General features: G+C 63.1%; 25 protein-coding genes. 12 read left to right on the forward strand and 13 right to left on the reverse strand.

Features of this window, described 5'->3' with window-relative positions:
- Positions 1–69 precede the first annotated feature (69 nt).
- The 9 genes from JQ553_RS18430 to JQ553_RS18470 all read right to left on the reverse strand — a co-directional run bounded on the left by JQ553_RS18430 (position 70) and on the right by JQ553_RS18470 (position 11,041).
- Complete coding sequence (locus tag JQ553_RS18430) at positions 70–744, reverse strand: alpha/beta fold hydrolase (RefSeq protein ID WP_312015161.1); 675 nt, start codon at positions 742–744, stop codon at positions 70–72.
- Complete coding sequence (locus JQ553_RS18435) at positions 741–1,631, reverse strand: crotonase/enoyl-CoA hydratase family protein (protein WP_212501389.1); 891 nt, start codon at positions 1,629–1,631, stop codon at positions 741–743. Before JQ553_RS18435 ends, JQ553_RS18430 begins: the two co-directional genes overlap by 4 nt.
- A gap of 147 nt (positions 1,632–1,778) precedes the next feature.
- Entirely contained in the window at positions 1,779–3,203 is a 1,425-nt protein-coding gene (locus JQ553_RS18440; protein WP_212501390.1) for an amidase, read from the reverse strand.
- Positions 3,196–4,368 carry a M20 aminoacylase family protein gene (locus JQ553_RS18445; protein WP_212501391.1) on the reverse strand — a complete coding sequence of 391 codons (1,173 nt, stop codon included), beginning with the start codon at positions 4,366–4,368 and terminating at the stop codon, positions 3,196–3,198. The genes JQ553_RS18440 and JQ553_RS18445 overlap by 8 nt, the downstream gene beginning before the upstream one ends.
- A gap of 6 nt (positions 4,369–4,374) precedes the next feature.
- A complete protein-coding gene (locus JQ553_RS18450; protein ID WP_212501392.1) occupies positions 4,375–5,898 on the reverse strand; it encodes a M81 family metallopeptidase in 1,524 nt (507 codons plus the stop codon).
- Between the two features lie 174 nt (positions 5,899–6,072).
- The gene (locus JQ553_RS18455) at positions 6,073–7,713 is read right to left on the reverse strand and encodes an ABC transporter ATP-binding protein (protein WP_212501393.1); all 1,641 of its coding nucleotides are present in this window, start codon (positions 7,711–7,713) and stop codon (positions 6,073–6,075) included.
- Between the two features lie 151 nt (positions 7,714–7,864).
- Positions 7,865–8,752 (reverse strand): ABC transporter permease, encoded by an 888-nt coding sequence (locus JQ553_RS18460; RefSeq protein ID WP_212501394.1) that lies wholly within the window; start codon positions 8,750–8,752, stop codon positions 7,865–7,867.
- A 3-nt stretch (positions 8,753–8,755) separates the two neighbouring features.
- Entirely contained in the window at positions 8,756–9,697 is a 942-nt protein-coding gene (locus tag JQ553_RS18465) for an ABC transporter permease (RefSeq protein ID WP_212501395.1), read from the reverse strand.
- A gap of 213 nt (positions 9,698–9,910) precedes the next feature.
- On the reverse strand, positions 9,911–11,041 hold the full coding sequence (locus JQ553_RS18470) for a M20/M25/M40 family metallo-hydrolase (protein WP_212501396.1): 1,131 nt from the start codon (positions 11,039–11,041) through the stop codon (positions 9,911–9,913).
- A 263-nt stretch (positions 11,042–11,304) separates the two neighbouring features.
- Between JQ553_RS18470 and JQ553_RS18475 the strand changes: the two genes are divergently transcribed.
- Positions 11,305–12,903 carry an ABC transporter substrate-binding protein gene (locus JQ553_RS18475; protein WP_212501397.1) on the forward strand — a complete coding sequence of 533 codons (1,599 nt, stop codon included), beginning with the start codon at positions 11,305–11,307 and terminating at the stop codon, positions 12,901–12,903.
- A 104-nt stretch (positions 12,904–13,007) separates the two neighbouring features.
- On the opposite strand, the gene JQ553_RS18480 is transcribed toward JQ553_RS18475, so the two are convergent.
- Both JQ553_RS18480 and JQ553_RS18485 read right to left on the reverse strand, forming a co-directional pair.
- Entirely contained in the window at positions 13,008–13,247 is a 240-nt protein-coding gene (locus JQ553_RS18480; RefSeq protein ID WP_212501398.1) for a hypothetical protein, read from the reverse strand.
- A 39-nt stretch (positions 13,248–13,286) separates the two neighbouring features.
- Positions 13,287–13,460 (reverse strand): hypothetical protein, encoded by a 174-nt coding sequence (locus JQ553_RS18485; protein WP_212501399.1) that lies wholly within the window; start codon positions 13,458–13,460, stop codon positions 13,287–13,289.
- A gap of 297 nt (positions 13,461–13,757) precedes the next feature.
- Here JQ553_RS18485 and JQ553_RS18490 point away from each other — a divergent pair, with 297 nt between their 5' ends.
- From JQ553_RS18490 to JQ553_RS18540, 11 genes are all read left to right on the forward strand, one after another.
- A complete protein-coding gene (locus JQ553_RS18490) occupies positions 13,758–14,030 on the forward strand; it encodes a PilZ domain-containing protein (protein ID WP_312015162.1) in 273 nt (90 codons plus the stop codon).
- A gap of 329 nt (positions 14,031–14,359) precedes the next feature.
- Positions 14,360–15,430, forward strand: coding sequence for a site-specific integrase (locus JQ553_RS18495; protein WP_212501400.1), 1,071 nt, complete (start codon positions 14,360–14,362; stop codon positions 15,428–15,430).
- A complete protein-coding gene (locus JQ553_RS18500; protein ID WP_212501401.1) occupies positions 15,430–15,741 on the forward strand; it encodes a hypothetical protein in 312 nt (103 codons plus the stop codon). The genes JQ553_RS18495 and JQ553_RS18500 overlap by 1 nt, the downstream gene beginning before the upstream one ends.
- Before the next feature lie 142 nt (positions 15,742–15,883).
- Positions 15,884–16,117, forward strand: a complete 234-nt coding sequence (locus JQ553_RS18505; RefSeq protein ID WP_212501402.1) for a helix-turn-helix domain-containing protein — start codon at positions 15,884–15,886, stop codon at positions 16,115–16,117.
- A gap of 76 nt (positions 16,118–16,193) precedes the next feature.
- Positions 16,194–16,778, forward strand: coding sequence for a hypothetical protein (locus tag JQ553_RS18510; protein ID WP_212501403.1), 585 nt, complete (start codon positions 16,194–16,196; stop codon positions 16,776–16,778).
- A gap of 3 nt (positions 16,779–16,781) precedes the next feature.
- Entirely contained in the window at positions 16,782–16,973 is a 192-nt protein-coding gene (locus JQ553_RS18515; protein WP_212501404.1) for a hypothetical protein, read from the forward strand.
- On the forward strand, positions 16,970–17,854 hold the full coding sequence (locus JQ553_RS18520) for a hypothetical protein (RefSeq protein WP_212501405.1): 885 nt from the start codon (positions 16,970–16,972) through the stop codon (positions 17,852–17,854). The genes JQ553_RS18515 and JQ553_RS18520 overlap by 4 nt, the downstream gene beginning before the upstream one ends.
- Positions 17,805–18,230 (forward strand): hypothetical protein, encoded by a 426-nt coding sequence (locus JQ553_RS18525; protein ID WP_212501406.1) that lies wholly within the window; start codon positions 17,805–17,807, stop codon positions 18,228–18,230. The genes JQ553_RS18520 and JQ553_RS18525 overlap by 50 nt, the downstream gene beginning before the upstream one ends.
- A complete protein-coding gene (locus tag JQ553_RS18530) occupies positions 18,231–20,051 on the forward strand; it encodes a DNA polymerase (RefSeq protein WP_212501407.1) in 1,821 nt (606 codons plus the stop codon).
- A gap of 27 nt (positions 20,052–20,078) precedes the next feature.
- Positions 20,079–20,570, forward strand: a complete 492-nt coding sequence (locus JQ553_RS18535) for a hypothetical protein (RefSeq protein WP_212501408.1) — start codon at positions 20,079–20,081, stop codon at positions 20,568–20,570.
- Between the two features lie 628 nt (positions 20,571–21,198).
- Complete coding sequence (locus JQ553_RS18540) at positions 21,199–21,669, forward strand: hypothetical protein (protein WP_212501409.1); 471 nt, start codon at positions 21,199–21,201, stop codon at positions 21,667–21,669.
- A gap of 94 nt (positions 21,670–21,763) precedes the next feature.
- Here the strand turns inward: JQ553_RS18540 and JQ553_RS18545 are convergent, their stop codons facing one another.
- Both JQ553_RS18545 and JQ553_RS18550 read right to left on the reverse strand, forming a co-directional pair.
- Positions 21,764–22,309 (reverse strand): recombinase family protein, encoded by a 546-nt coding sequence (locus JQ553_RS18545; RefSeq protein ID WP_212501410.1) that lies wholly within the window; start codon positions 22,307–22,309, stop codon positions 21,764–21,766.
- 358 nt (positions 22,310–22,667) lie between these two features.
- Entirely contained in the window at positions 22,668–23,399 is a 732-nt protein-coding gene (locus JQ553_RS18550; RefSeq protein ID WP_212501411.1) for a DUF3102 domain-containing protein, read from the reverse strand.
- Between the last annotated feature and the right edge of the window lie 392 nt (positions 23,400–23,791).

A 23,791-nucleotide genomic window follows, 5' to 3' on the forward strand; every position in this document is an offset into this window, starting at 1 on the left:
TTTCCGAAAAGATCATGCGCAAACGACAAGCTAAAGCGCGATAATGCTTCATCCTGATCTCATCGCGCTTTAGGGCCTTGTGAAACGCCCATCTCTCAAAAATGCGATCGTCTGCGCGATCGCCTCGCCGTTACGCACCAGCCAGGGATGCGAGCTGCGGACCACGATGTGATCGGCCATGCCGTCGAGTCTGGTGTTGGCAACCGACACTCGCCCGTCGTGCGGCCGCGGCAGCATCGCCGAGGCGATCGGATAGATCGAGCGGCTTCCGGCAATGATGCCCGCGGAGTAGTCGACCGTAGGCAGCATCGCGCTGGTTGCGGCATCACGCCTTGTGACGAGCTGCTGGCCGGCCGGGCCGAAGAGCGCGCGATAGGCTGCGACATTCCTCAGGCGATCGGCGATCTCGCTGCCGCCGTTCGGTGTGCCCAGCATCACCACGCGGCCAAGCCGCGTCGGGCGATGCCTGGCGAGATAGGCCCGGGCAAGCAGGCCGCCCATGGAATGGCAGACGAAGTGGACGGAGCCCTTGAGGCCGCCTGCAAACAGCTCGATCGCCGGATGGATGTCCTCCACCAGCGCGCCGAGCGCTTTCTTCCTGCTGTCATAGTCAAGATTGAGCGTGGCAAAACCTTGGGCTCGCAGCGCCAGCTCCATCTTGCGGAACGAGCGCGCCGTCCTGATGATGCCATGCAGTAGGACGACCCCGTCAGACACCGGCGTCGGAGCGGTCCGGTCACTCACGTATAGTCGCGCTCTTGCCACCACGGGAAATAGTCGGGCATATCTGACGAGACCTTGTTCTTGAACACGGCCGGTCGCTTCTCAAGGAACGACACCACGCCTTCCTTGACGTCGTCTGAGCGGCCGCGCGCATAGATGCCGCGGCTGTCGACCTTGTGAGCCTCCATCGGATCGTCGGCGCCCATCATGCGCCACATCATCTGGCGGATCAGCGCCACCGACACCGGCGCGGTCTTGGCCGCAATTTCCTTGGCGAGGGCGCGCGCGGCCGGCAGCAACTCGTCCGGTGGCACCACCTTGCTGACGAGGCGGCCGGCGAGCGCTTCCTGCGCCGGGAACACGCGGCCGGTGTAACACCATTCAAGCGCCTGCGAGATGCCGACGATGCGCGGCAGGAACCAGCTCGAGGCCGCCTCGGGGACAATGCCGCGCTGGGAGAACACGAAACCGAACCGCGCGGCTTCGGAGGCGATGCGGATATCCATTGCGAGCTGCATGGTGACGCCGATGCCGACCGCGGGCCCGTTCACCGCGGCGATCACCGGCTTCAGGCACTTGAAGATGCGCAGCGTCACCTGGCCACCGCCGTCGCGCACCTGCGGATCGCTGTAGTCCACCGCACCGCTCGCAAGCCGCTTCACCGGCCCGCGCCGCGCGTCGCGGTCGAAAGTGTCCGCGCCGGACGAAAGGTCCGCGCCGGCACAGAAGCCGCGGCCTGCGCCGGTCACGATGACGGCTCTGACGTCGTCGTCCTTGTCGGCCTTGTCGAACGCGTCGATGAGCTCTCGCTGCATGGTGGCGTTGAAGGCGTTGAGCTTGTCGGGCCGATTCAACGTGATGGTAAGGATTTGCTCGGCGACCTCATATTTGATCGTCTCGTACGCCATGTTTCCCTCCTGCGTGTTCTCTTATTGCCCGTTCACGGAACTCGTCATGCCTCCGGGGTTGACCCGGGCCATCCACGCTTTTCTGTTCGAGCGGAGTGTGAATGCGTGGATGGCCGGGTCAAGCCCTGGGCCATGAGGACGGTGCGGCTACGGCTGCTTCTTTGGCGGCGCGGGCCACGGCTTCTGTGCGCCACGCAGGCCCTCGAAGGCCTTGCCCATCGCGAGCACGCCGATGTCGTCGAAGCGGCGGCCGATGATCTGCACGCCGATCGGAAAGCCGCGCTTGTCGTAGCCGCCATTGATGGACAGGGCGGGGTTCTCCGACATATTCCACGGCACGGTATAGCAGATGTGCTCGAACGGCTTGGCCGGGTCATTGAGCGGTGCGGCGAATTCCGCCGGGAAGTTCACGACCGGAGAGACCGGCGAGATCACATAGTCGAACTCGCAGAAAAGCTTGGCAGCGGCAGCGCGGATCGCCATCGTCATGTTGAAGCCGCGCACCACGTCCACGCCAGACAGCCTGGCGCCGGCTTCGCCCCATTTGAGGATATAGGGCAGTGTCTTTTCGCGTTCCGCGGCGGGGAGTTTCGAGAGATCGTCCCAGATCCGCGCGCGCCAGAAATTGTCGAGGCCCTCGAGCATCTCCTGGGTCAGAATGCCGTCGGTCTCGGTGATGACAGCACCGGCGGACTCGAACGCCTTCGCGGCCTTCACGGCAACGTCGCGAACTTCCTTCTCCAGCTTCTGGCCGACACCGAGATCGAGCATCAGCCCGATGCGCAGCTTGCGTGGCGATTTCTCGAGGGCCTTCCAGTTGACCTCGAGTGCTGGCAGGCTCATGCCGTCGCGGCGGTCGGGGCGTGACAGCACGCTCATCATCAGTGCGGCGTCGTCCACGGTGCGGGTCATCGGGCCTGCGACGCGGCCGACATAGGGCGGGTCGATCGGAACGCGGCCGAGACTCGGCTTCAAGGCGACCAGGCCGCACCAGCAGGCCGGCAGCCGTACCGAGCCGCCGATATCGGTGCCGAGATGCAGGGGGCCATAGCCGGCCGCGCCGGCCGCACCCGCGCCCGCGCTCGATCCGCCCGGATTCCTGCTGGTGTCCCAGGGGTTGCGTGTGAGGGGATGGAACGAGGACAGCCCCGATGACAGCATGCCGTAATCGGGCATCGTGGTCTTGGAAAAGATCACGCTGCCGGCTTCGCGCAGTCGCGCAGCGGGCGGCGCATCCTTCGACGCGGGCACGAGCTTGACACTCGCCGCACCCAGCGGCACCGGCTGGTCCCTGGTCGCGATGTTGTCCTTGATCGTGACGGGAACGCCGTCGAGCGTGCCCATCGGTTCGCCTCGCTGCCAGCGATCGGACGAGGCCTGCGCGACCTTGCGTGCCTCATCGGGATCGTAGAGGTAGAGGGCCTTGATGTGCGGCTCCCACGCCGCGACATGCGCGATGACCTCCTCCAGGACTTCCGATGGCGAGAATTGCTTCGCGCGATAGCCGGCGATGAGGTCGACGGCGGAGAGATCGTGCAGCGAGGTGACGGCGTCCTGTTCGACCTTATGCATGGGCACCCACCGGCATGCGTTTCTCGATGATGCGGGCGAACATGCTGGCGCCGATCGGCAGGATCTTGTCGTCGAGGACGTAGCCGGGGTTGTGCACGGGGACCGACCCATCATGGCCGACCCAGAAATAGGCGCCCGGAACCGCCTGCATCATGTCAGCGAAATCCTCGCTGCCCATCTTCGGCGTCGAGCGAGTCAAGACCTTGTTCGGATCGACGACGGTGCGCGCGACTTCCTCGACCACGCGCGACTGCTCATCCTGGTTGATCAGTACGTTGAACGTGTCGCGGATGTCGGCCGTGATCTCGACGTCGAAGGTCGCGGCGATGCCGGCGCAAATCGAGCGCATGCGCTTGCGGATCAGCGCGCGGGTCTCGTCGGAAAAAGCGCGCACCGTGCCGCACAGCCAGGCTTCGCCGGGAATGACGTTGTAGGCGGAGCCGGCATGGATCTGCGTGATCGACAACACCGCCGCCTGCAGCGGATCGACGTTGCGGCTGACGATCGATTGCAGCGCCTGGCCGAGCGTCATCGCGATCACCACCGCGTCCTTGGCGCGCTCCGGCATCGCGCCGTGCGCGCCGTAGCCTTGGATCCTGATGTCGAAGAAGTCCGCGCCGGCCATCGCCGGTCCCGGCAGGACCGCGATCTCGCCATGGTTGAGGTCGGGCGCGTTGTGCAGGCCGTAGATCTCGTCGCAGGGGAATTTGTCGAACAGGCCGTCCTTGATCATGGCGCGGGCGCCGCCGAGACCTTCCTCGGCCGGCTGGAAGATGAAGTGCACGATACCGTCGAAATTGCGCGTCTCGGCGAGATAGCGCGCCGAGCCGAGCAGCATGGTAGTGTGGCCGTCGTGGCCGCAGCCGTGGAAGCGGCCGGGAATGGTCGAGCGCCACTTGAGATTGGTGTTCTCCTCCATCGGCAGCGCATCCATGTCGGCGCGCAGGCCGATCCGCCTTGCGCCGTTGCCCTTGCCCTTGAGCACCCCGACCACGCCGGTGCCGCCGAAGCCGCGATGCACTTCGATGCCCCAGCTCTTCAGCTTGTCGGCGACGATGCCGGAGGTGCGGACCTCTTCGAAGCCGATCTCGGGATGCGCGTGCAGGTCCCTTCTGATAGCGGTGAGTTCGTCGGCAAAGCCGTCGATGCGGTCGATGGTAGGCATGGTCTCTTATCCGGTTGTGCGTGAAGAGGAAGAGGGCGTGAAGGCGGGGCCGTTCGGCTTGATGCGGATGCCGGGACGCAAATGCTTCCACGGCAGCGAGGCGGTGTCGGCCGGCATCGCGCCGGGGGCGGCGCAGATCAGGAGCTTTTCGGCAATCGGCTCGAAATCGGCGCGAAAGTGCACCGAGCTCTTGTTGACAAGAATTGCCTGTTCCATCGGCTCGATGCCGACGTAGCGATACATCGACTGGTCCGCGAGCTGGGCCTTGTAGGAGCCGACGACCACCCGCACGCCGCCGATGCGGAGGCAGGCCGACGGCCCCATGTCCATGTCGCGACCGCCGTAATAGGGGCCGGGCGCGACGAACCTGCCGTCCGAGAGCTTTTCGACGACGAAGGTCTCCCTGTACGGCGCGTCGCCCGAAATCCCCGACTTGCCGCCAAGATCGAGCGTGACAATCGCGCCGACGCCCGCGGCGTACGCCGTCTTCGCGGATTGCGGGTCGTAGATCACGCCGGTGGCGGCGCGAACGGCGTTGTTGCGCACCAGTGCGCGCAGCATGCCGGTGGTGTCGGAATCGCCGCCGGCGCCAGGATTGTCCTGGGTGTCCGCGATGACGATGGGCCTGGTCGCCGATTTCGCCAGCTCCATCGCGAGCCGCACGCCTTCGTCGGGCGAATAGATGCGGCCGTCGAAATCGTCCTCGTGGCTCTCGACCAGCGCGACGATCCTGTCGGCCGCGGCATCGGCGTCGGTCTGCGTGCGGCCATACGCGAACACGCTTGGTCCGCAATCGCGGAAATCGGCCGCCGGGAATCCCGGCGCAAAGGACAGCGTAGGCACTCCGTCGTTTTCGAGCGCCGCGAGTTTCTCGTAAATGTCCTTGGCCGGCTGGTCGTTTGTACACTGCCAACTGATCGGGATCAGGAACGGCAACTGCCGGAACGCCTTCGCCAAGCGCTGCCTGCTCCTCAGCAACAGCGCAAGGTGTTGGGCACATGCGCGGCCGGTGTCGGCCATGTCGACGTGCGGATAGGTGCGGTAGGCGATCAGCGCGTCGGCGTGCGCGATCATCTCGGGCGAGACGTTGGCGTGCAGGTCGAGGCTTGCGACCAGTGGCAGGTCCTTGCCGATCACCTTGCGTACGCGCGCGAGCACTTCGCCCTCTCCGTCGTTGTAGTGCTCGGTCACCATCGCACCGTGCAGGTCGAGATACACGGCATCAATCCGTCCCGCGCTCGCGATGCCGTCGACCATCTCCTTCACGATGCGCTCGAATGCGTCCCTGGTTACATGCGCCGAGGGGCTTGCGGCGGCCGAAACGGTCGGGACCAGCTCCCAGCCATTGGCTTCGGCGGCCTCGACAAAGCCTGCCAGGCCAACATTGATCCTGCGCATGACCTTGAGCACGTCGGCGCCACGCGCCATCGACGGCCAGCCGCCGCCATGCACGAAATCGTCGTAAGTGGCCTTCGTTGGCGCGAAGGTGTTGGTCTCGTGCAGGAAGCCGCCAACGGCGATACGGATCATCAAGTCAATCTCGGCACGTTTCTTAGCGGGCGACGTTAAGCGCGTCGTCGCGCCAAGCGCAAGCAAGTAATCAATTCCGGATTTGCATGCCGCATGGGCGTCGGGAAGTGGCCCGAGCCGTGGTTACCAGTCATGCTTCGTCGCCGCAGCATCTGGCAATGATGGAGAGGCGAACTACTCCGCCGCTTCCGAAACCGGTCGGAAATTCGCAAAATCCCAACCGCGTCCGGGGGCGGCATCGAGCAGGGCGCGGGTGTAGGCCTGCTGCGGATTGGTCAATATCTCTGCCGCCGGCCCCTGCTCAACGACGCGGCCATGCTGCATCACAGCGACGTCGTCGCAGATCTGTGCCGCGACGCGCAAATCGTGGGTAATGAACAACAGCGCGATACCGAGCCGCTTCCGAATTTCGTCGAGCAGATCCAGCACCTGCGCCTGCACGGAGACGTCGAGCGCTGACACCGCCTCGTCCGCCACCAGCACATCAGGGTCAAGTGCGAGCGCCCGCGCGATCGCGATGCGCTGGCGCTGGCCGCCGGAGAACTGGTGTGGATAGCGCGAGATCGCGTCGGGTGGCAAATGGACCAGTTCGAGCAGACGGCGCGCCTTTGCGAGCGCGTCCTTGCGCGGCATGCCGTAATTGATAGGACCCTCCGCGATGCTCTCGCCGACGGTGACGCGCGGATTGAGCGAGCGGTAGGGGTCCTGGAAGATGATCTGAATCTTTTTGCGATGCGGCTGCAACAGCCGCCGCGACAATTCGGAAATTTCGCGGCCCGCCAGCCGCACGCCACCGGATGTCGGGTCGATCAGGCGGACGATGCAGCGCGCCACGGTGGATTTTCCGGAGCCGCTTTCGCCGACGATGCCGAGCGTGCGGCCCTTGCGCAGGGTGAGGGTGACGTTCTGTGCGGCCGCGACCTCGCGGGCCTTACCGAACAGCGACCGTTCGCGATAGACCTTGGTGAGCTCGATGGCCTCCAGCACCACCGGCTCCGTCGTTTCCTCGCGCGGCGCTCGCGGCACGAGACTCGGGACCGAGGACAGGAGGTTGCGGGTGTAATCCATCTTCGGTGTACGCAGCACGTCGTCGAGCGGACCGGTCTCGACCAGGCGGCCGTGACGCATCACCGCAACGCGATCGGCGATCTCGGCGACCACCCCCATGTCATGGGTGATGAACAGCACCGCGGTGCCGTGATCACGCTGCAGGTCGCGGATCAGGGTGAGGATTTGCTTTTGGGTCGTGACGTCGAGCGCCGTCGTCGGCTCGTCCGCAATCAGCAGCTTTGGTTCCAGCACCAGCGCCATCGCGATCATGATGCGCTGGCGCTGGCCGCCCGAGAGGCGATGAGGGTACGAGGAGAAGATGCGCTCAACATCCGGCAGCCGCACATGTTCCATCATCGCCAAAATCTTCCGGCGGCGCGCGCGGGGGTCGAGATCGGTGTGAACGCGCAGCACCTCGTCGATCTGGCGGCCGACCGGCACGACAGGATTGAGCGCGGTCATCGGCTCCTGGAAGATCATCGCCATCCGCGTGGCGCGCAATTGGCGCAGTCGCCGGTCGGTCGCGCCGAGCAACTCCTCGCCGACCAGCCTGACGCTGCCGGCGGACGGCACCAGCGCACCTTTCTGGAGCAGACCCATCACCGTCAGCGAAGTCACGGATTTGCCCGAGCCGCTCTCGCCGACAAGGCAGAGCGTTTCCTGCTCTTTCACCTGCAACGAGAGATCGTCGATGATGCGCGCGCTGCCTGCCTTCTTGCCGAGGCTCACGACGAGATTGTTGATGTCGAGGACGATATTGGTCATGCGGTCTTTCTGCCGTCATTGCGAGCCGATGGGTCGCGCGAATGCGCGCCCGATGACAGGCTCCGCGGAAGCAATCCATCTCGCCGAGAGCGGAAAGAATGGATTGCTTCGTCGCTGTCGCTCCTCGCAATGACGGTTGGAATGTTTCCTCTCATTTTCCCTCACGCTGTTTCATGCGGGGATCGAGTGCGTCCCGGGCGGCGTCGCCGATCAGGTTGACGCTGAGGATCGCGATCGACAGCAGGAGGCCCGGCCAGAAGATCAGCGACGGCTTGATCTGAAAATACTGGCGGCCTTCGGCCATGATGTTGCCCCAGGTCGGCGTCTCCGGCGAGATGCCGGCGCCGAGGAACGACAGGATCGCTTCGGTGAGGATGGCCGAGGCGCAGACATAGGTGCCCTGCACGATCAGCGGCGCGATCGTGTTCGGCATCAGATGCCGCCACATGATCTTGGGCAGGCTTGAGCCGACCGAGATCGCGGCCTCGACATAAGGCTCCTCACGCGCGGTCAGCACCACCGAGCGCACCAGCCGTGCCACACGCGGGATTTCGGGGATCGTGATCGCGACCATCACGGTCCAGATGCTGGCACCGGAGAGCGATACCACCGCGATCGCGAGCAGGATGGCGGGGATCGCCATCAAGCCGTCCATCACGCGCATCATCACGGCGTCGACCCATCTGAAGAAGCCGGAGACGAGGCCAATAACAAGTCCGATGCCGATCGAGAATATCGCGGCGCCCAGCCCGACCAGCAACGAGATGCGGGCGCCGTAGATGACGCGCGACAGGAGGTCGCGGCCATAGGCATCGGTGCCGAGCAGATATTGCGCGTTGCCCGGCTTCAGCCGTTGGGCCGGAGCCAGCAGCAGCGGATCGTGGGGGGCCAGCAGCGGCGCGAAGATCGCCATCAGGATGATGAGGACGAGGCAGATCGTCGCAACCGCGATGATCGGCGTCGCCGTGAGGAAGCCGAATCTCAGCCGGAACGGCGAGGTGACCGGGATTGATGGCTCGGGGAGGGTGTCGATCGCCATCGTTCAGTACCGGATACGAGGATCAAGCAGGGTGTAGGCGAGGTCGATCAGCAGGTTGACCGCGACATAGACGCCCGACGTCAAAAGGATCATCGCCTGGATCACGGGATAGTCGCGCGCCAACACCGCATCGACGGTGAGGCGCCCGATACCCGGCAAATTGAACACGCTCTCGGTGACGACGACGCCGGAGATCAGCAGCGCAAAGCCTGTGCCGATCACGGTGACGACCGGAACGGCGGCGTTGCGCAGCGCGTGGCGCAGCAGAACGCCGCTCTCGCTGATGCCCTTGGCGCGGGCGGTGCGAACATAGTCCTCGCCGAGCACGTCCAGCATCGAGGCCCGCGTCATGCGCGCGATCAGCGCCACATAGATGAAGGACAGCGTGCATGTCGGCAGGATGATGCGCTCGAAGAACGGGCCGAAGCCGGCCGTGATGCTCTTGAAGCCCTGCACCGGCACCCAGCGCAGGTCGATCGCGAAGATCTGGATCAGCACATAGCCGATCACGAATACCGGCACGGAGAAGCCGAGCACCGACAGCCCCATCACGAAGCGGTCGATCCAGGTGCCGTGCTTCCACGCCGCGATCACGCCGAGCGGTACCGCGACCAGGATCGAGAGGATAATGGTGGCCAGTGCGATGGAAATTGAGGGCTCAAGGCGAGGGCCGATCATCTCAAGGATCGGCTTGTTCGAGATCAGCGAGACGCCGAGATCGCCGTGCAGCAGCTTGACGATCCAGGTGTAGAACTGAATGTAGATCGGCTCATTGAGACCGAGCGAGGTGCGGATGCGCTCGAGCTGCTCGGGCGTTGCGTTGTCGCCGGCGAGGATCGCCGCGGGATCGCCTGGCGTCAGCCGCAGCAGCAGGAACACGAACAGCGCGACCACGCCCATGACGGGGATGGCGGCGAGGATGCGGCGAATGAGATAGCCAAGCAAATTGGATCCGTTGGATTGTGGTGTGGTCTATGGTGTCCGCAAATGTCTTGGAGACGGTAACACTTGAGCAAGTCCCGTGCCACCGGAGCCGCGTTTTTTGCGTTGCAGCTAGGCGCCCGGGCAGGAATTGATCTCCGGCCCATTGCGAGCGGCGCAAAGTGGGTACGTGTGGAAGCATGGATACTTCGTCGCCACCTCCAAATGACGACGTGCCTATTCCAATGTTGCCAGAAGTCCCGCCATCAGCCGGCCGCGTTCGGCGAGGCTGTCTACCTCGATATGCTCGTTCAGCGTGTGCGCATCGGCGCCGCGCACGCCGAGGCCGTCGAGTGTGGGGACGCCCATCGCACCGGTGAAATTGCCGTCCGAACCGCCGCCTGCGCTGCCATGCGGCAGGTCGAGGCCCATGTCGCGGGCGAGACCCTCGGCCTTTTCATACAACGCCATGGTGCCAGCGCCCGGTTCCCAGACCGGACGGGTGACGCCCCGCGCCACCTTGAAGGTGACGTCGTTGGCCGTGCCCGATAGCGCCAGCATCCGTTCGACCCCGCGATCGAGATCGGCCTGGCGCTTGGCCATGCTGAGCGCTTCGCCGGTGCAGGTCGTGGCAACGCAATTGACCCATTGGCCGCCGTGCACGATGCCGACCGAGAAGGTGCAGTCCTCAGTGGTCATACCGTCGATGGCGAGGATCTGCCGCGCCATCTCGCGGATCGCGGAACGGCCGGAAGAAAGCGTTGCGCCGGCATGGCTCGGCTTGCCGGTCGCTTCCAGATTGAAGCGGGCGATCGCGTAGCGTCCGGTGACGACGCCGTTGTTTGGCCGGCCCGGTTCCGGCACCAGCACATATTTGTTGCGTGCGGCCTCGGCCTCGATGATGTCGCGCGTCGATGGCGTACCGACCTCCTCGTCGGGCGTGAACAGCACGGTGATCGGCAGCGGGGTGATGAAGGATGCACGTGCCAATTGCCTGATCGCCTCGAGCGACAAGTAGTTGCCGCCCTTCATGTCGAAGATGCCGGGGCCGAAGCATTTGTTGCCTTCGCGCCGCCATTTCAGCTTCTCGATGGTGCCGACCGGATGCACCGTGTCCATGTGGCCTGCTATCAGGATGCCGGGCTGGCCCTGTTTGGGATGCGGAAAGCGCGCGCGCACGCAGCCGGCAAAGCCCTGCCGGCCGGCGATGCGCTCGATCGTCGCACCCATGATCGCCATCTCGCGCGCGGCGAGGTCGAGCATGCGCTCGACCGCGCCAGCATCCCAGGTCGGGCTTTCGCATTCCACCCAGCCGCGCAGGCCCTGCAGCATCGCATCGGAATCAAAGGGAAGGTTGGCTGGGTTCATGGATTCCTCTCTCGCATTGTCCGGCGCGCCCGTATCGCGCGCCCTTACGAAAGTCGCTAAGGGAGATTTTGTAAAGTCGAATACTGACCTTGCCCATCGTTCATTTGCATACATTCGATCTCGGCCAAAATCGATTGACGCGCTGCGCGCTTGATGCAAGTCTCGATTTCACAGGCCCTGCAGCATGTTAGTCCGCCTAAATAACGAACCATATGCATAGCGAATAAGCCGGCTTTGGCCAGTTTGACGTCAGGAGAGATCGAATGTTCCACATCTCGCGTTGGCAGCGTCGCTCGGCGGCCGCCGCGCTCACCGCAATAGCGCTGTCGTTCGCACCCCAGGCGATGGCCGCGGGCAAGACGATCACCGCGGTGATGCATTCGGATTTGCGGATCATCGATCCGATCTTCACCACCGCCTATATCAGCCGCGACCATGGTTACATGGTCTACGACACGCTGCTCGCGACGGACTCCAACTTCAAGATCCAGCCGCAGATGGCGGACTGGAAAATCTCCGATGACAAGCTGACCTATACTTTCACGCTGCGCGACGGCTTGAAGTGGCATGACGGCGCCCCGGTGACGGCCGAAGACTGCGTCGCCTCGCTGAGGCGCTGGGGCAAGGCCGATGGCATGGGCCAGAAGCTGATGGATTTTGTCGCGAGCCTGGAGGCGACCGACGCCAAGACCATTACGCTGAAGCTGAAGGAGCCCTACGGCCTCGTGCTGGACTCGATCGGCAAGCCGTCCTCGCGCGTCGCCTTCATGATGCCGAAGCGCCTCGCCGAGACGCCGCCGGACAAGCAGATCCCGGAGCAGATCGGCTCCGGCCCCTTCAAGTTCGTGCAGTCCGAATTCCAGCCCGGCGTGAAGGCGGTCTACGAGAAGAACACGGACTACGTGCCGCGCAAGGAGCCGGCGAGTTGGACTTCGGGCGGTAAGGTCGTCAAGGTCGACCGCGTCGAATGGATCACGATGCCGGATGCGCAGACCGCGGTGAACGCGCTGCAGTCCGGTGACATCGACTTCATGGAGAACCCGTCCTTCGAGCTGCTGCCGATCCTCGAAGGCAACGCGGACCTAAAGGTCGAGACGCTCAACAAGTTCGGTTTTCAGACGCTGGGCCGCATGAACTTCCTCTATCCGCCCTTTGATAATCCCAAGGTCCGCCGCGCCGCGCTGCTTGCCGTCAATCAGAAGGACGTGCTCGATGCGCTGGTCGGCAACCCCAAATACTACAAGACCTGCGTCGCATTCTTCATCTGCGATACGCCGTTTGCGACCGACGTCGGCGGCGACAGCCTGTTGAAGGGCGGCAGCGCGGCCGACGCCAAGAAGGCGCTCGCCGAGTCTGGCTATGACGGCACGCCCGTTGTGATCATGGCGCCGGGTGACGTGGTGACCCTGAAGGCGCAGCCGGTCGTCGTGGCCCAGCAACTGCGCAACGCTGGCTTCAAGGTCGATCTGCAGGCGACCGACTGGCAGACGGTCGTGAGCCGCCGCGCCAGCCAGAAGCCGCCGAAGGAGGGCGGCTGGAACATGTTCTTCACCAACTGGGTCAGCGCCGACGTATCGAACCCGATCGCCAACGTCTCAATCGGCGGACAGGGCAAGAACGGCGGCTGGTTCGGCTGGGCGGAGAACGCCAAGATCGAGCAGCTCAAGGACGCCTTCGTGCGCGCGCCCTCGCTCGACGAGCAGAAGAAGATCGCCGCCGACATCCAGAAGGAAGCCTATGACCAGGTGATCTACATCCCGCTCGGCCAATACCAGGCCCCGAGCGTATGGCGGAAGTCGCTGACGGGCGTGCTCGATGGCCCGGCGACGCCGATCTTCTGGAATATCGACAAGTCCGAGTAGGGGACGCGATCGGAGACGTTTCGAATGTGCTCATGATGGCCGGGGCAAAGCTCCGGCCATTTCGCTTTGAGGCGATTAGCGGCCGCCGTGCAAGACGGTCCTGGCTAATTCGCGCCGGTCGGTTTGGCCGCGCTGCCAGCCGACTGGCTCGTGATCTCCATCATTCCGTTGTTTGCGCTGCCTGTCCATGCAAGCGTGCCCGCCGCCAGAAAGACCACGGCGTAAAAAGTGATCGCGCCGCGGACCCATCGCCGATAGATCGCGCGTTCCTGAGTTGCGTCACGGAATCTCTGCGTCTTCGATCCGTTGCTGAAATGAGCAGCATCGTGATCCTGCTCGATCATCATGATCTCCATCAGCCCTTTGGCGATACCGGTCGGGTCTTACGGACACGCCGTCGCCGACGCGAACTCGCCAAGCGCCATACCTGGCGATGTCGAGGCCCAATACAGTGCGAGCAGCAGGAGCGTCGCGGCCATGACGTAGGCAAGTATGATCGACGCGTCACAGTCACCCGCTTTGCCGCGGGTCATCTGATTGAGATCGGTAACGGCCATGGGTCTAATCTCCAATCGAAATATATATTGGGATATAACGGCGCGAAATATGCACACGTGGCCCGCACCGAAGTTACGACGCGGGGCGGTTGCGGTCTGTGAACGAGGCCACAGCCGCCGGACACAATGAGGTGATGCGAGGGTGCAATCCCGCGCGACCACTTGCGAATCCCTGTTGTACAACCCCTGAGCGAGGCATCCAACTTGCCTGAAACGTCCGCAAGCTCTATGTCAGGTTGCGCCCCAATGTGGCCGCATGATTCAGGGACTCGCGGCAACTCCATGGCCGAAGACCGTATGAAGCCCGCGCCGATGGGTGGGCAACACCTGTCGCCGACGAAGGAGCGGCGCAGCATGCCGCGCCGTCGCGTGCTGAAGACAGGAACCATCGAGTTCGGCAGCGAGCCGATCCCATGCATCGTCCGGAGCCTCTCGGCGGAGGGGGCCCGCATTGAGGTCAACTCGCCGCTATGGTTCCCCGATCGCTTCGTCCTCGCCATCGATGGCGAACGGCGATCCTGCCGGATCGTGTGGAAGAAGGAGAAGAGGCTGGGATTGGCGTTCGAATGATGCGCGGGGCGCGCCCGGTGCCGGCAGCAGGCGGCCAGAAGTCAGCCTGGGTCGGTCGAAGCTCGCAAGTTTCCGATTGCGCGTGGTGCGGGCGGTGGGACTCGAACCCACACGACGTTGCCATCGAGGGATTTTAAGTCTTTTTCGAGCATTTTCGGTCGCTCAACTATTTCAATGGCTTGCCGTAAGAAATTCAAGTTATGCCAATGGCTTAACCCCGTTTCGAGGCCTTCTCGTGCACCCTTCGCTTGCCTTCCAAAATCGGTTAACTTACGTTTCATATGTTGACTTTTTGTTGACCGTTTTAAGGGGACAACCGAGGGACTTTCATGCCCGAGCGCCTCACCGACCGCGGCATTGCCGCCCTCAAACCATCCGAAACATCCGTCCTGCTCTTCGACAGCAAGGTGTCTGGTCTCGCCCTCCGCGTCTATCCGACCGGGCGCAAGGTTTTCGTTTTCGACTGGCGCGATAACGGGCGGCAGCGCCGAGTCACGATCGGTCAGTACCCTGCCTGGACGATCGGCAAGGCACGCACCCACGCCAGCCGCCTCCGGCGCAAGGCCGATGTGGGCGAAACCATCACGCCCGGGCGCGGCAGCCGTGTCGTCGACCTGATCGAGGAGTGGCGCACCGTCGTCAAGCTCACCCGCAGGCCGAGCACCGCAAAAAGCTATTGCCGCCTGATCGACAGTCACATCCTGCCGCATTTCGGCAAGGGCGAGCCGAAGGGGATCACTCGCAACGCCATCGAGACTTGGCATGGCGAAATTGCGAAGCGCACGCCCTATGAGGCCAACCGCGCACTTGCGGTTCTGTCGGCTTTCCTGTCTTGGCTGGAGAACGACCACAAGATCGACCGGAATCCGGCCAAGGGTGTGAAGCGCCGCTCCGAAGACCAGCGGCATATCTTTCTGGATGCGGACGAGATCGAGACCGCGCACAGAGCCTTGAGCGGCGATAACGACCGCTCCTCGGGCCTCGCGCTGCGACTCGCCTTGTTAACCGGCGCACGTATCGGCGAGGTGTTGCTGCTCGAAGCAGCCCAGATCGACGCCAAGCGCCGGATATGGATCAAACCCTCCGCGCACACTAAGCAGAAAAAATCACACATCGTGCCCCTGCAGGTCGAAGCGCTCGCCCTTGCCAAGGAAATCCTGCGCATCGGCTTGCCGGATTATGACGCCTGCCGCCGCGCGTGGTCGCGGGCCCGGAAGATCGTCGGCCGCGAGGATGTTCGGATCCACGATCTGCGGCATTCCCGCGCCTCGGCACTGGCCCGCAACGGCGCCAGCCTGCCGCAGATCGGAAGGGTGCTCGGCCACACCGCGCCGGCGACCACGCAGCGCTATGCGCATCTGGTGGCGACCGATTTGGTCGATCTGATCGAGCGTTCGTAATGGGGCGGCGTCCGCGTCCGATCCGGGATGCCCTTGAGTTCGGCTGGCTGGTCGAGCAGGAACGTCTGCAGTCACCCCGCCTCAATCAAGATGCCCTATTCCATAAGGTTCGCCGCGCCGGCCCCCAGCGCTGGGGCTCGCGCGCCACGATGTACCGGCTGTGGAGTATTTATCGAAAGCAAATGGAGACCCGGCGCCAGCAGCTCGAAGCCGACATGCGGGCGTGGGCCCGACGTCCAAGCAAGCTGCTGGAAGTACCCTTGGGCGAAGCCGATACCGGACCCCTCAAGGCGAACGATAAAAATCGATAAATGAGACTAGACCGTCTCTGCGTGCGCCTCTTCGGTAGCAAGACACCGAATAGATGACACTAGATTCGGAAAGTGACCGACTTTTACTGAGACGGGGATCCGCCGCACCTTTCCGGGGCCAACCAACACGAGGTGGTCCCCGATGCCGCACGAACCCCCCGAGCCCGGCTACCTGCTCAATGAACTCGGCTATTTCGACGAGCCCGAGACGGCGGCCGCCCTCGCTATCACCCCGAAGACGCTGATCGAATATCGCAAGCAGGGTATTGGCCCGGTTCACATCGAGCTGGCGCGCAAGATCATGTATTCGCGCGCGGCGATCGCGGAATGGCTCGCCGCCGGTGGCACCCGAGCCAGGGAGATTGTCGAGAGCTGAACGTGAAGGGGTGGCTGTCAGGAACCACCCCTTTCGATTTCTAGCGACCCATCACCGCCAAGCGAGGAGTCCGCCCGTGCTATATGCCCCCAACGTCAAACCACCGCAAGTCGTCCGCTCCCGTTGTCGGAAGCTGCGCTGCGGCAGCATCCTCAAAACTCCAACCGCCGATCTCCGTGCTGCATTCTGCTGCGCCGCCTGCGAGCGCGTTCATTACGCCACGCACTGCCAGGTCTGCGACGCGATGATCGGCAAGAAGTCGCGGCGCCCGAGTGTCTGCTGGCGCTCGCAATGCCGCCATGAGCTGCAGCGCCACCCCGAGAAGTACCGGCCGCGGATCGGTCAGAATGCGACAAAAACCGTCGCCGCTACCCACCCAGCGGGGGTGGGTCACAACGCTCAGGAAAATCCAGCAAAATCAACGTCAAAAACGGGCCTCAAAACAGGTCGAGCCTGCCGCGTTATCGCTGATCCCACGGCCAATCTCCATCCGATCAATTTGTATGACTTCGCGGCCAAGGCGGCGCCGCGGACCGGTCGCTCAGGGCCTGTTGTGTTCGTACGATCGACACCGCCACGCAACATCATCGGCGGATTCAAGTTCCCAGGCGCGCCCTCGATCGATCGTGTGTTCGGGCCCATCCCGGCCAAGAAGGACTAGCGCATGCGCAAGATCCTCCGCGAACTCCGACGCGAGTTTCCCGACGTCGAGATGCGCACCACCGGCAGCAACCGCTATCGGATCATCCTGCCCAACGGGCGCTCGGTGATCGTGTCGAACAAGCCGGGCTGTCAGAGCCTGATGCGCAACGTGCGCGCTGACGTTCGCCGGCAGATGAAAGAGGAACCACGATGAGCAAACGATTACCCAACAAATTCCCGGAGCGCCCGCTCGATTTCTTCCCGACGCCGGAGAAGGCGTTGTCACCGTTGATTCCGTTTCTAGCACGCGATCATATCCGCAGGTTTGCCGAGCCGTGTGCCGGCGACAGCGACTTTGTCCGGCATCTCCAGGCGCGCGGGCTGATCTGCGTCTACCATGGCGACATCAGGTTCGGACAGGACGCGCTCGAGCGAGCGAGTTACGGTGACATTCACGGCATCATCACCAATCCGCCGCACACCAAAGAGCTGTTACTGCCGCTGTTGCTGCATCTCCAGAACATCGCGCCGGCATGGCTGCTGCTGACGTCGGACTTCCTCATTAACCAGTACGCGGCGCCGTACCTGAAGCGCTGCTCTGACGTCGTCGCGATTGGCCGACTGAACTGGGTCAAGGGCACGGAGCAATCCGGTTACGACAATTTCGTTTGGGCTCGCTTCGACATTAATCACCGTGGCAACACTGCCCTTCATAATGATCGCGACGTGTGCGCGCCGATGTCAGATCCGCTGACGCATAACCCGCCAAGCGTGCGCCATTCCCGGCAGGCGACACGCGGTCTCCCGATCTGCCGGCGCAAACCTGGAGGACACGATGTCAGAGAAGTCCAACGAGAAGCCGAAGCCGGAATTCCGAGTCATCAAGCCGACTTTCTCGGAGCGATTCAAATCGAAGAACGCGCCCAGCATCTCCGGCGTCGAGACGCTGCTAACGGCGCTGCCGATCCTCAAGATCGGCGATGTCAACGATTGGACCCGGCTGCATCCGTCCGAGGACGAGTACTGGACTCCGGAGCTTTGCGCCGTGTCGGTGCCGATCAAGGGCACGAAGCGCGACATGCTGCATCTGATTGATGACGACCTCGCGGTGCAATACCTGCCGGCGAAGAAGATCAAACGCAATCGCCTGGCGCTGGCATGTAAGCCCCACGACGTGTTCTTCTTCTGCATTGTGCCGAGCCAGAACCTCGACAACGCCTGGAATGCTGACGCACTCACCGCCTGCAACCGCGCGCAAACATACTGGTTGCAGGCGATGTCACGACGCTCCGAGAATGCCGAGGGCTACGAGATCAAGTTCGCGCTGGATCAGGATGCCTTCCCGGCGCCGAAATGGCCGACGCGTTCACTCGACGAGTTGCTGGAAGTTACGTTCCGGGAAGCCAACATCGATCACGACCATCACCCCGGCCTGCTGCGTTTGATCGGAGCCAAGCAGGATCTGGCATAAATGGCGAAGCGGGGCAGGTATTTCCGCCGCACGATCGTCCTCGATTTCGAGTATGAGATCGAGGACGGCGGTCTGCCGAACGTGCTCTGCCTGGTCGCCTATATCCTCGACTGCAATTTGCAGCACATCGAGATCGTCCGGCGCTGGTGCGGCGAGTTCGGCACCTCGCCGCCGTTTCCGATCGACGACGACACGCTGGTAGTGGGCTATTCGTTGTGGGCGGAAATGCTCTGCTTCATGCAGCTCGGCTGGTGCTTCCCGGTTTACGTCTACGACCTGCACACCGCCTATCTCGCGGTTAGCAACATCCTGCTGCCCTATGATCCCGAGACGAAACGCATCAAGCCGCGCAAGGGCCTGTCCTATGCCTGCTGTGCCTATGGCATCGACGGTTGGGAGAGCATCGACAAGCCGGACATTGCCAAGGCGATCGGTGAGGGCCGCTGGCGTGAATACGGCCAGCCGGCGGTGTTCGACTATTGCGAAGAAGACGTTCGCAACTCTGCCGAGCTGTTGCGGCGCCAGCTCACCGGCTATCGCCATTTCGTGCCGATCGATCCGCAGTTGGTGATGCACTGGAGCACCTACAGCGCAAAGACGATCGCGAGGATCCAGGCCAAGGGTATGCCGATCGACATGACGACATGGAATCTCGTGCAGGAGAACAAGGCGCGAGTGGTCGCCGCGCTGATTGCGCGGTTCGATCCGAGCCAGGGCAGCGAAGATCCGATCTATTCTTCCGAGGGAGAATTCAGCAGCTGGCAGTTCGAACGCTGGCTGGTCTACGCCGCCGTTACCTACTGGCCGCGGCTGGAATCCGGCGCGCTACAACTCGACGGCGACGCCTTCCGGATGATGTATGGCGCGCATCCGGCGATCGAGGGTCTGCACGCGCTGCGCGACAGCCTCAGCGTCATCACCCGCGCCCGGATTCCGATCGGACCAGACGGCCGCAACCGTCCAAGTTTGTTTCCGTTCGGGACGACGACGGGACGCAATGCGCAGAGCAAGTCGCTCTACAACGCGCACGCCGCGATGCGGTCATTCATGAAGTTTTCCTCCGACAAGATCGGGCTTTATCCCGATTGGCGAACGCAGGAAGTCGGGATTGCGGCAGCGCGCAGCGGCGATCCGATGCTGGCCACGGACTATCTGGCCGGCGATATCTACCATGCGTTGGCGGTGATGTGCGGCCTGACCAACCTCGACGCCAGGAGCTGGAAGGCCACCGACGAAGGCAAGGAACAGCGCCAGCGCATGAAGGCGCTGCAACTCGGCATCAATTACGGGATGAGCGTTCCCTCGCTGGCGCGCGGACTCGGCCGGCACCCGATCATCGGCAGCGAGGTGATCATCCGGCACCAGCAACGCTATCCGACATTCTGGAAGTGGCGCGCCAACATGCTCGAACGCGCCACGCTGGAGCGCGTGATCACCTCCGAGTTCGACGGCTGGCCGCTGCATCTCAGCCACTCGCCGAACAAGCGCGCGTTGTACAATTTCCCAATGCAGAGCGGCGGCGCCTCGATGCTGCGGTTGGCCGCCAATCGATTGTGCGATGCCGACCTGGTGCCAATCATGCTGGTGCACGACGGCATCCTGTTCGAGCTCGACAACGAGGAGCAGGTCGAGCACGCCAAGGAGATCATGCGCGCCGCCGGCAGGGAAGTCTGCGCCGGACTCGAGATCGGGGTCGACGAGGACCAGAAGCTGATCGGCGGCGCGCGCTATCGCGACAAGCGGCCGCTGGCGGTCAAGATGTGGGCGACGGTGATGGAGACTTTGGCCGAGATCGGTGCGCTGACAAAGGCGGCGACATGATGCGGAGCACGGTGCGGAAAGCGGCGCATGGCGTGGCGCTTCGGCTGGTGCGTGCGCTCGGGCGGTGGGCGGATCGGTTCAACAGTTGGGCCGCCCGGCTTTTCGTGGCGACGAACGAGTGGCGGTGAAATGCACGGAAAGCAAAGCTTCTCGGAGCGGTTCCGCAGCAAGCCCGAGAACGCGGCGAAGGCGGCGGCCGAGACGGCCGCTCGCACGAAATCTCGCGTCAAGCGCTCGGACCACTATTACGTCAAGCTGCACATCGCTCACCTCGTTCAGCTGATCGAGATGCGGGACCCGGTCGCGTTCATGCTGTTCGACATACTGCTGGGGGAAAGCTTTGCCCGCCGCGGTCAGCCATTCGAGCTTCCAATCCACGCCTTGCGGCAAATGCCAGGACTGCGAAGCAGGACGCGGCTGCGGTCCCGACTGCGCGACCTGGAACGGCGGGGCCTGATCTCGATCTTGGCCCGCGGTGCGCCCCGGCCCATGCTGATCAAGGTGCCATTGAGCCTCTAGCGGCTCATCATTGAGCCGCCAGAGGCTCATTAGATTGAGCCGGAATTACAAAGAAAACCGCTGCGGCACAGGTACTTCTCGGGTTTGGCGACAAGCCGTCCCTTCTCTTATTTCTCTTATAAATCTATATGAATCCTTTATCTTGGTAGAGGGTAGGAACCCCACCTATGGCCAGGCTAATTCCGCGATATCCGGCGCGTGAATGGGTGCGGTTGTGCGCGCTGTACTTTCCGGAAGAGCGCCGGCACGAGTTCACATCGGAGCCTTGGGACGGTGTCAACTTCCGGCATTTCCAGGATCCAAGGGTCGTCTGCATCGAGCATTTCCAGTCCGAGGATCGGCCAATGTCGCCGGTTGGCCGGAAGCCAGGCCGAAAGCCGGCGGCGTGAGGTGTATTTCGGTCTGGTGCCATTGTGGCGCAGTCCGGTTGTGCTGCCGGGCAAATAACAACGCGGGCCGGAGCCATAGGTTGGCGCGGTCGAGGCTATCGTGGGAATGATCAAAGGCGTAACTTCGCGTTGTTTCCGGGCGACTAAAGTCACGGTGCTCAATGGAACAGCGACCGCGCAACACCAACGGCACGTTAAGGGCGTGGTGAGTTTCCGCAGACAATGGGATTCAATTTGGTATGCCAAATGTTTCCGACGCGCTCGAACTGCCGCGCCTGCACGAGCCCCAACCGGGCCAGCGCAAGCCGAAACCTGGCACGTTTGGCAGTGAGCGGCGGTCTCCCGGACGCACTCGGGGCAGCGGAAACAAAATTCCCCGCGACTTGAAGGTTGCAATCGTCGACGCCGCTTCAGCCTATGGCAGCGATGGCAAAGGCAAGGGCGGTCTAGTCGGCTATTGTTACTTTCTCGCTGCGCGACATCCGAAAGCATTTTGCGGCCTGCTTGGAAGAACGCTGCCGTTAACGGTCGATGGTCACATTGCCAGTACGGTCACGCAGATCGGCATCGTCAGCATTCCCGCGGATCATTATCTCGCGCCGGACGAAGTCGCGAAGGTGTTGCAGCCGTCGTTGCAGATCGAGGGCGAGGCGATCGGGGGCGAAAACTCAGCCGAGCCCGAGCCGGCGGAATCCGACGGTGTGAGGTAAATCGCGTCCGTCAATCCTGCCTAACGACGGGATCGACAGCGGCCGTCGGCATCGCGGATGTACCGGTGCCGGCGGCCGCGAGTACAGCTAGATCTCAGACCAGCCGACTGATCAGGCTGTGATGGACGTTGTAGCTCCGCGCAATCGCGGTTACCGACTCCCCGGCATGGCGCCGCGCGAGGGCCTCGTGGCGTTGGTGATGCGTCAGTTTCGCCGGCCGGCCGAACACCACCCCTTGCGCCAATGCGCGCTGACGGCCTTCCCCGGTGCGCTGGACGATCAGCTCGCGCTCGAACTCCGCAATACCGGCGAGCACGGTCAGGATCAGCCTGCCGTGCGCGTTGGTGGTGTCGGCCCAGGTTTCCTTCAGCGACTTGAATGAAACTCCTGCATCATTGAGCTGTCCGACGAGGTTCAGGAGGTCGCGCGATGATCGCGCCAATCGATCAAGACGCGTCACGATCAGCGTGTCGCCTTCGCCCATCGCCTTGAGCACACGCTCCAGCTCCGCGCGCTCGCGGTTCTTGCCGCTGATCTTTTCCTGAAAAATCTTCCTGGCTCCGGCGGCCTTCAGCTCCGCGAGCTGGGCTTCGAGCGATTGCCCGTTCGAAGAGACGCGGGCATAGCCGTAGACGGTCATTTTGAGCTCTCCATTCGCACCTAACTTTCGCACCAAAATAACACTTGTTATTCAGTGGTCAATAGTTTGGTGCGAAAGTTATAAGTTTCGCACCAGCACGAGTTGCTTCCTCGGGCGGCGCAAGCCTGAAATGACGAGAGAGTCCCCGGGGGGGGGGTGGTTGCACATCCAGGCTCCTCAACCATCGGTGGCGCCACCCTCCCGAAGTCTCCGGCATGTCCTGCTGGTACGCGCTACGTCACACGAAAAGCCTCGGCCAATATTTTCCACGATTTGCCGACACTGGCCGGCGGCGGCGAGGCCCCTTTTGCCCGCGCCCCATTCGGTGTGGCATACCAATCAAGCTCCGATGGTCAGTTCAGCGGCGCTGCGGAGCGCCCATTTTTTCGATGATTGCATCAACCACGTTCTGCGCATACCCGCGCGAGATCCGGTCGGCCGCAATGACACGCTCTGCGAGCCGGTTGGGCTCCCAATCGAACAACCATTGCTCGACCGGGTCTTTCATCCGGCTCGGCTCCGGCACGGCCGGCTCGGGATCTTTAAGGCGATCGAAATGAGCCGCCGGGGCCTCGCGGTCCCACGCGTTGTTGATCTCGGCACGGCGCCGAGCCGCCCGCAAGTCATTCGGGTGAGGTTGCGCGTTTGTCGCTGGTTCATCGCCCAGAAGTTTGTAGCCCATGCGAGGCGGCTCGGTCCCGAGGCTGACTGATCTTATCGCCCGCACCGCTTCCGCGACGTCCCTGTGGCTAACGTGATCGCCTTGCTGTGCGCGTGCCAGCATTTGCTCGCGGACTGAATTCGGCATTGACCTGGTTGCGAGCGCATAGAGCGCCTTGGCATCGATGGCCAAATCCGCAACAGTTGCGGATTTGCCAGACAGCATCCCGTGGACCGATATGAAATTTTGGGCGGTGCGTTCGCTCCACCCGAACTCGCGCGCAAGCAATGGCAGCCATTGGCCGTGACCGAGCTGCGCCTTGCACTCGGTTAGCAGCCGCCCAATTTCGACAATGTCGCCGACGACGCGCTTGCCGCGCGTCCGAATTTCATCGGCGCTTCTGCGCAGGAAAGCTTCGCGCGCTGTCAAAGTCACGGTACAATAAGTTGTCATGAATCCGCCTCCTACGCGGGTTGGACACGCGCCGAGACTCCGCTGCAACGGACCGGCGCTTTTTTGCGTTCAAGGTGCGCGACAGCACGGCCGCCGCACGCGGTTTATTTTGGGGATCGTGGTCGATGCCCGACTTCGTTGGCCGCTGGCCTTGGACTTGGCCTCAAAGGCGCTGTGTCCGTTTGGCTCTCGGCGCTCTGGCGCGGGACGCCCGCTCGCTCGACCTGGCAAAAAGTTACCACCGCATCGGGCGGCTTGCAATTCGGAACGACTGCTGTCGCTTAACCCAGTGATCCGAGCGCTTGTCACCGCGCCCCTCAGGCGTGGCCCTTACGCGGGTTGTCCGCAACCCGCGCCAGCGCGAGGAC

It is taken from the genome of Bradyrhizobium lablabi, from assembly GCF_018131005.1.
GTDB classification, from domain to species: Bacteria; Pseudomonadota; Alphaproteobacteria; order Rhizobiales; family Xanthobacteraceae; genus Bradyrhizobium; species Bradyrhizobium lablabi_D.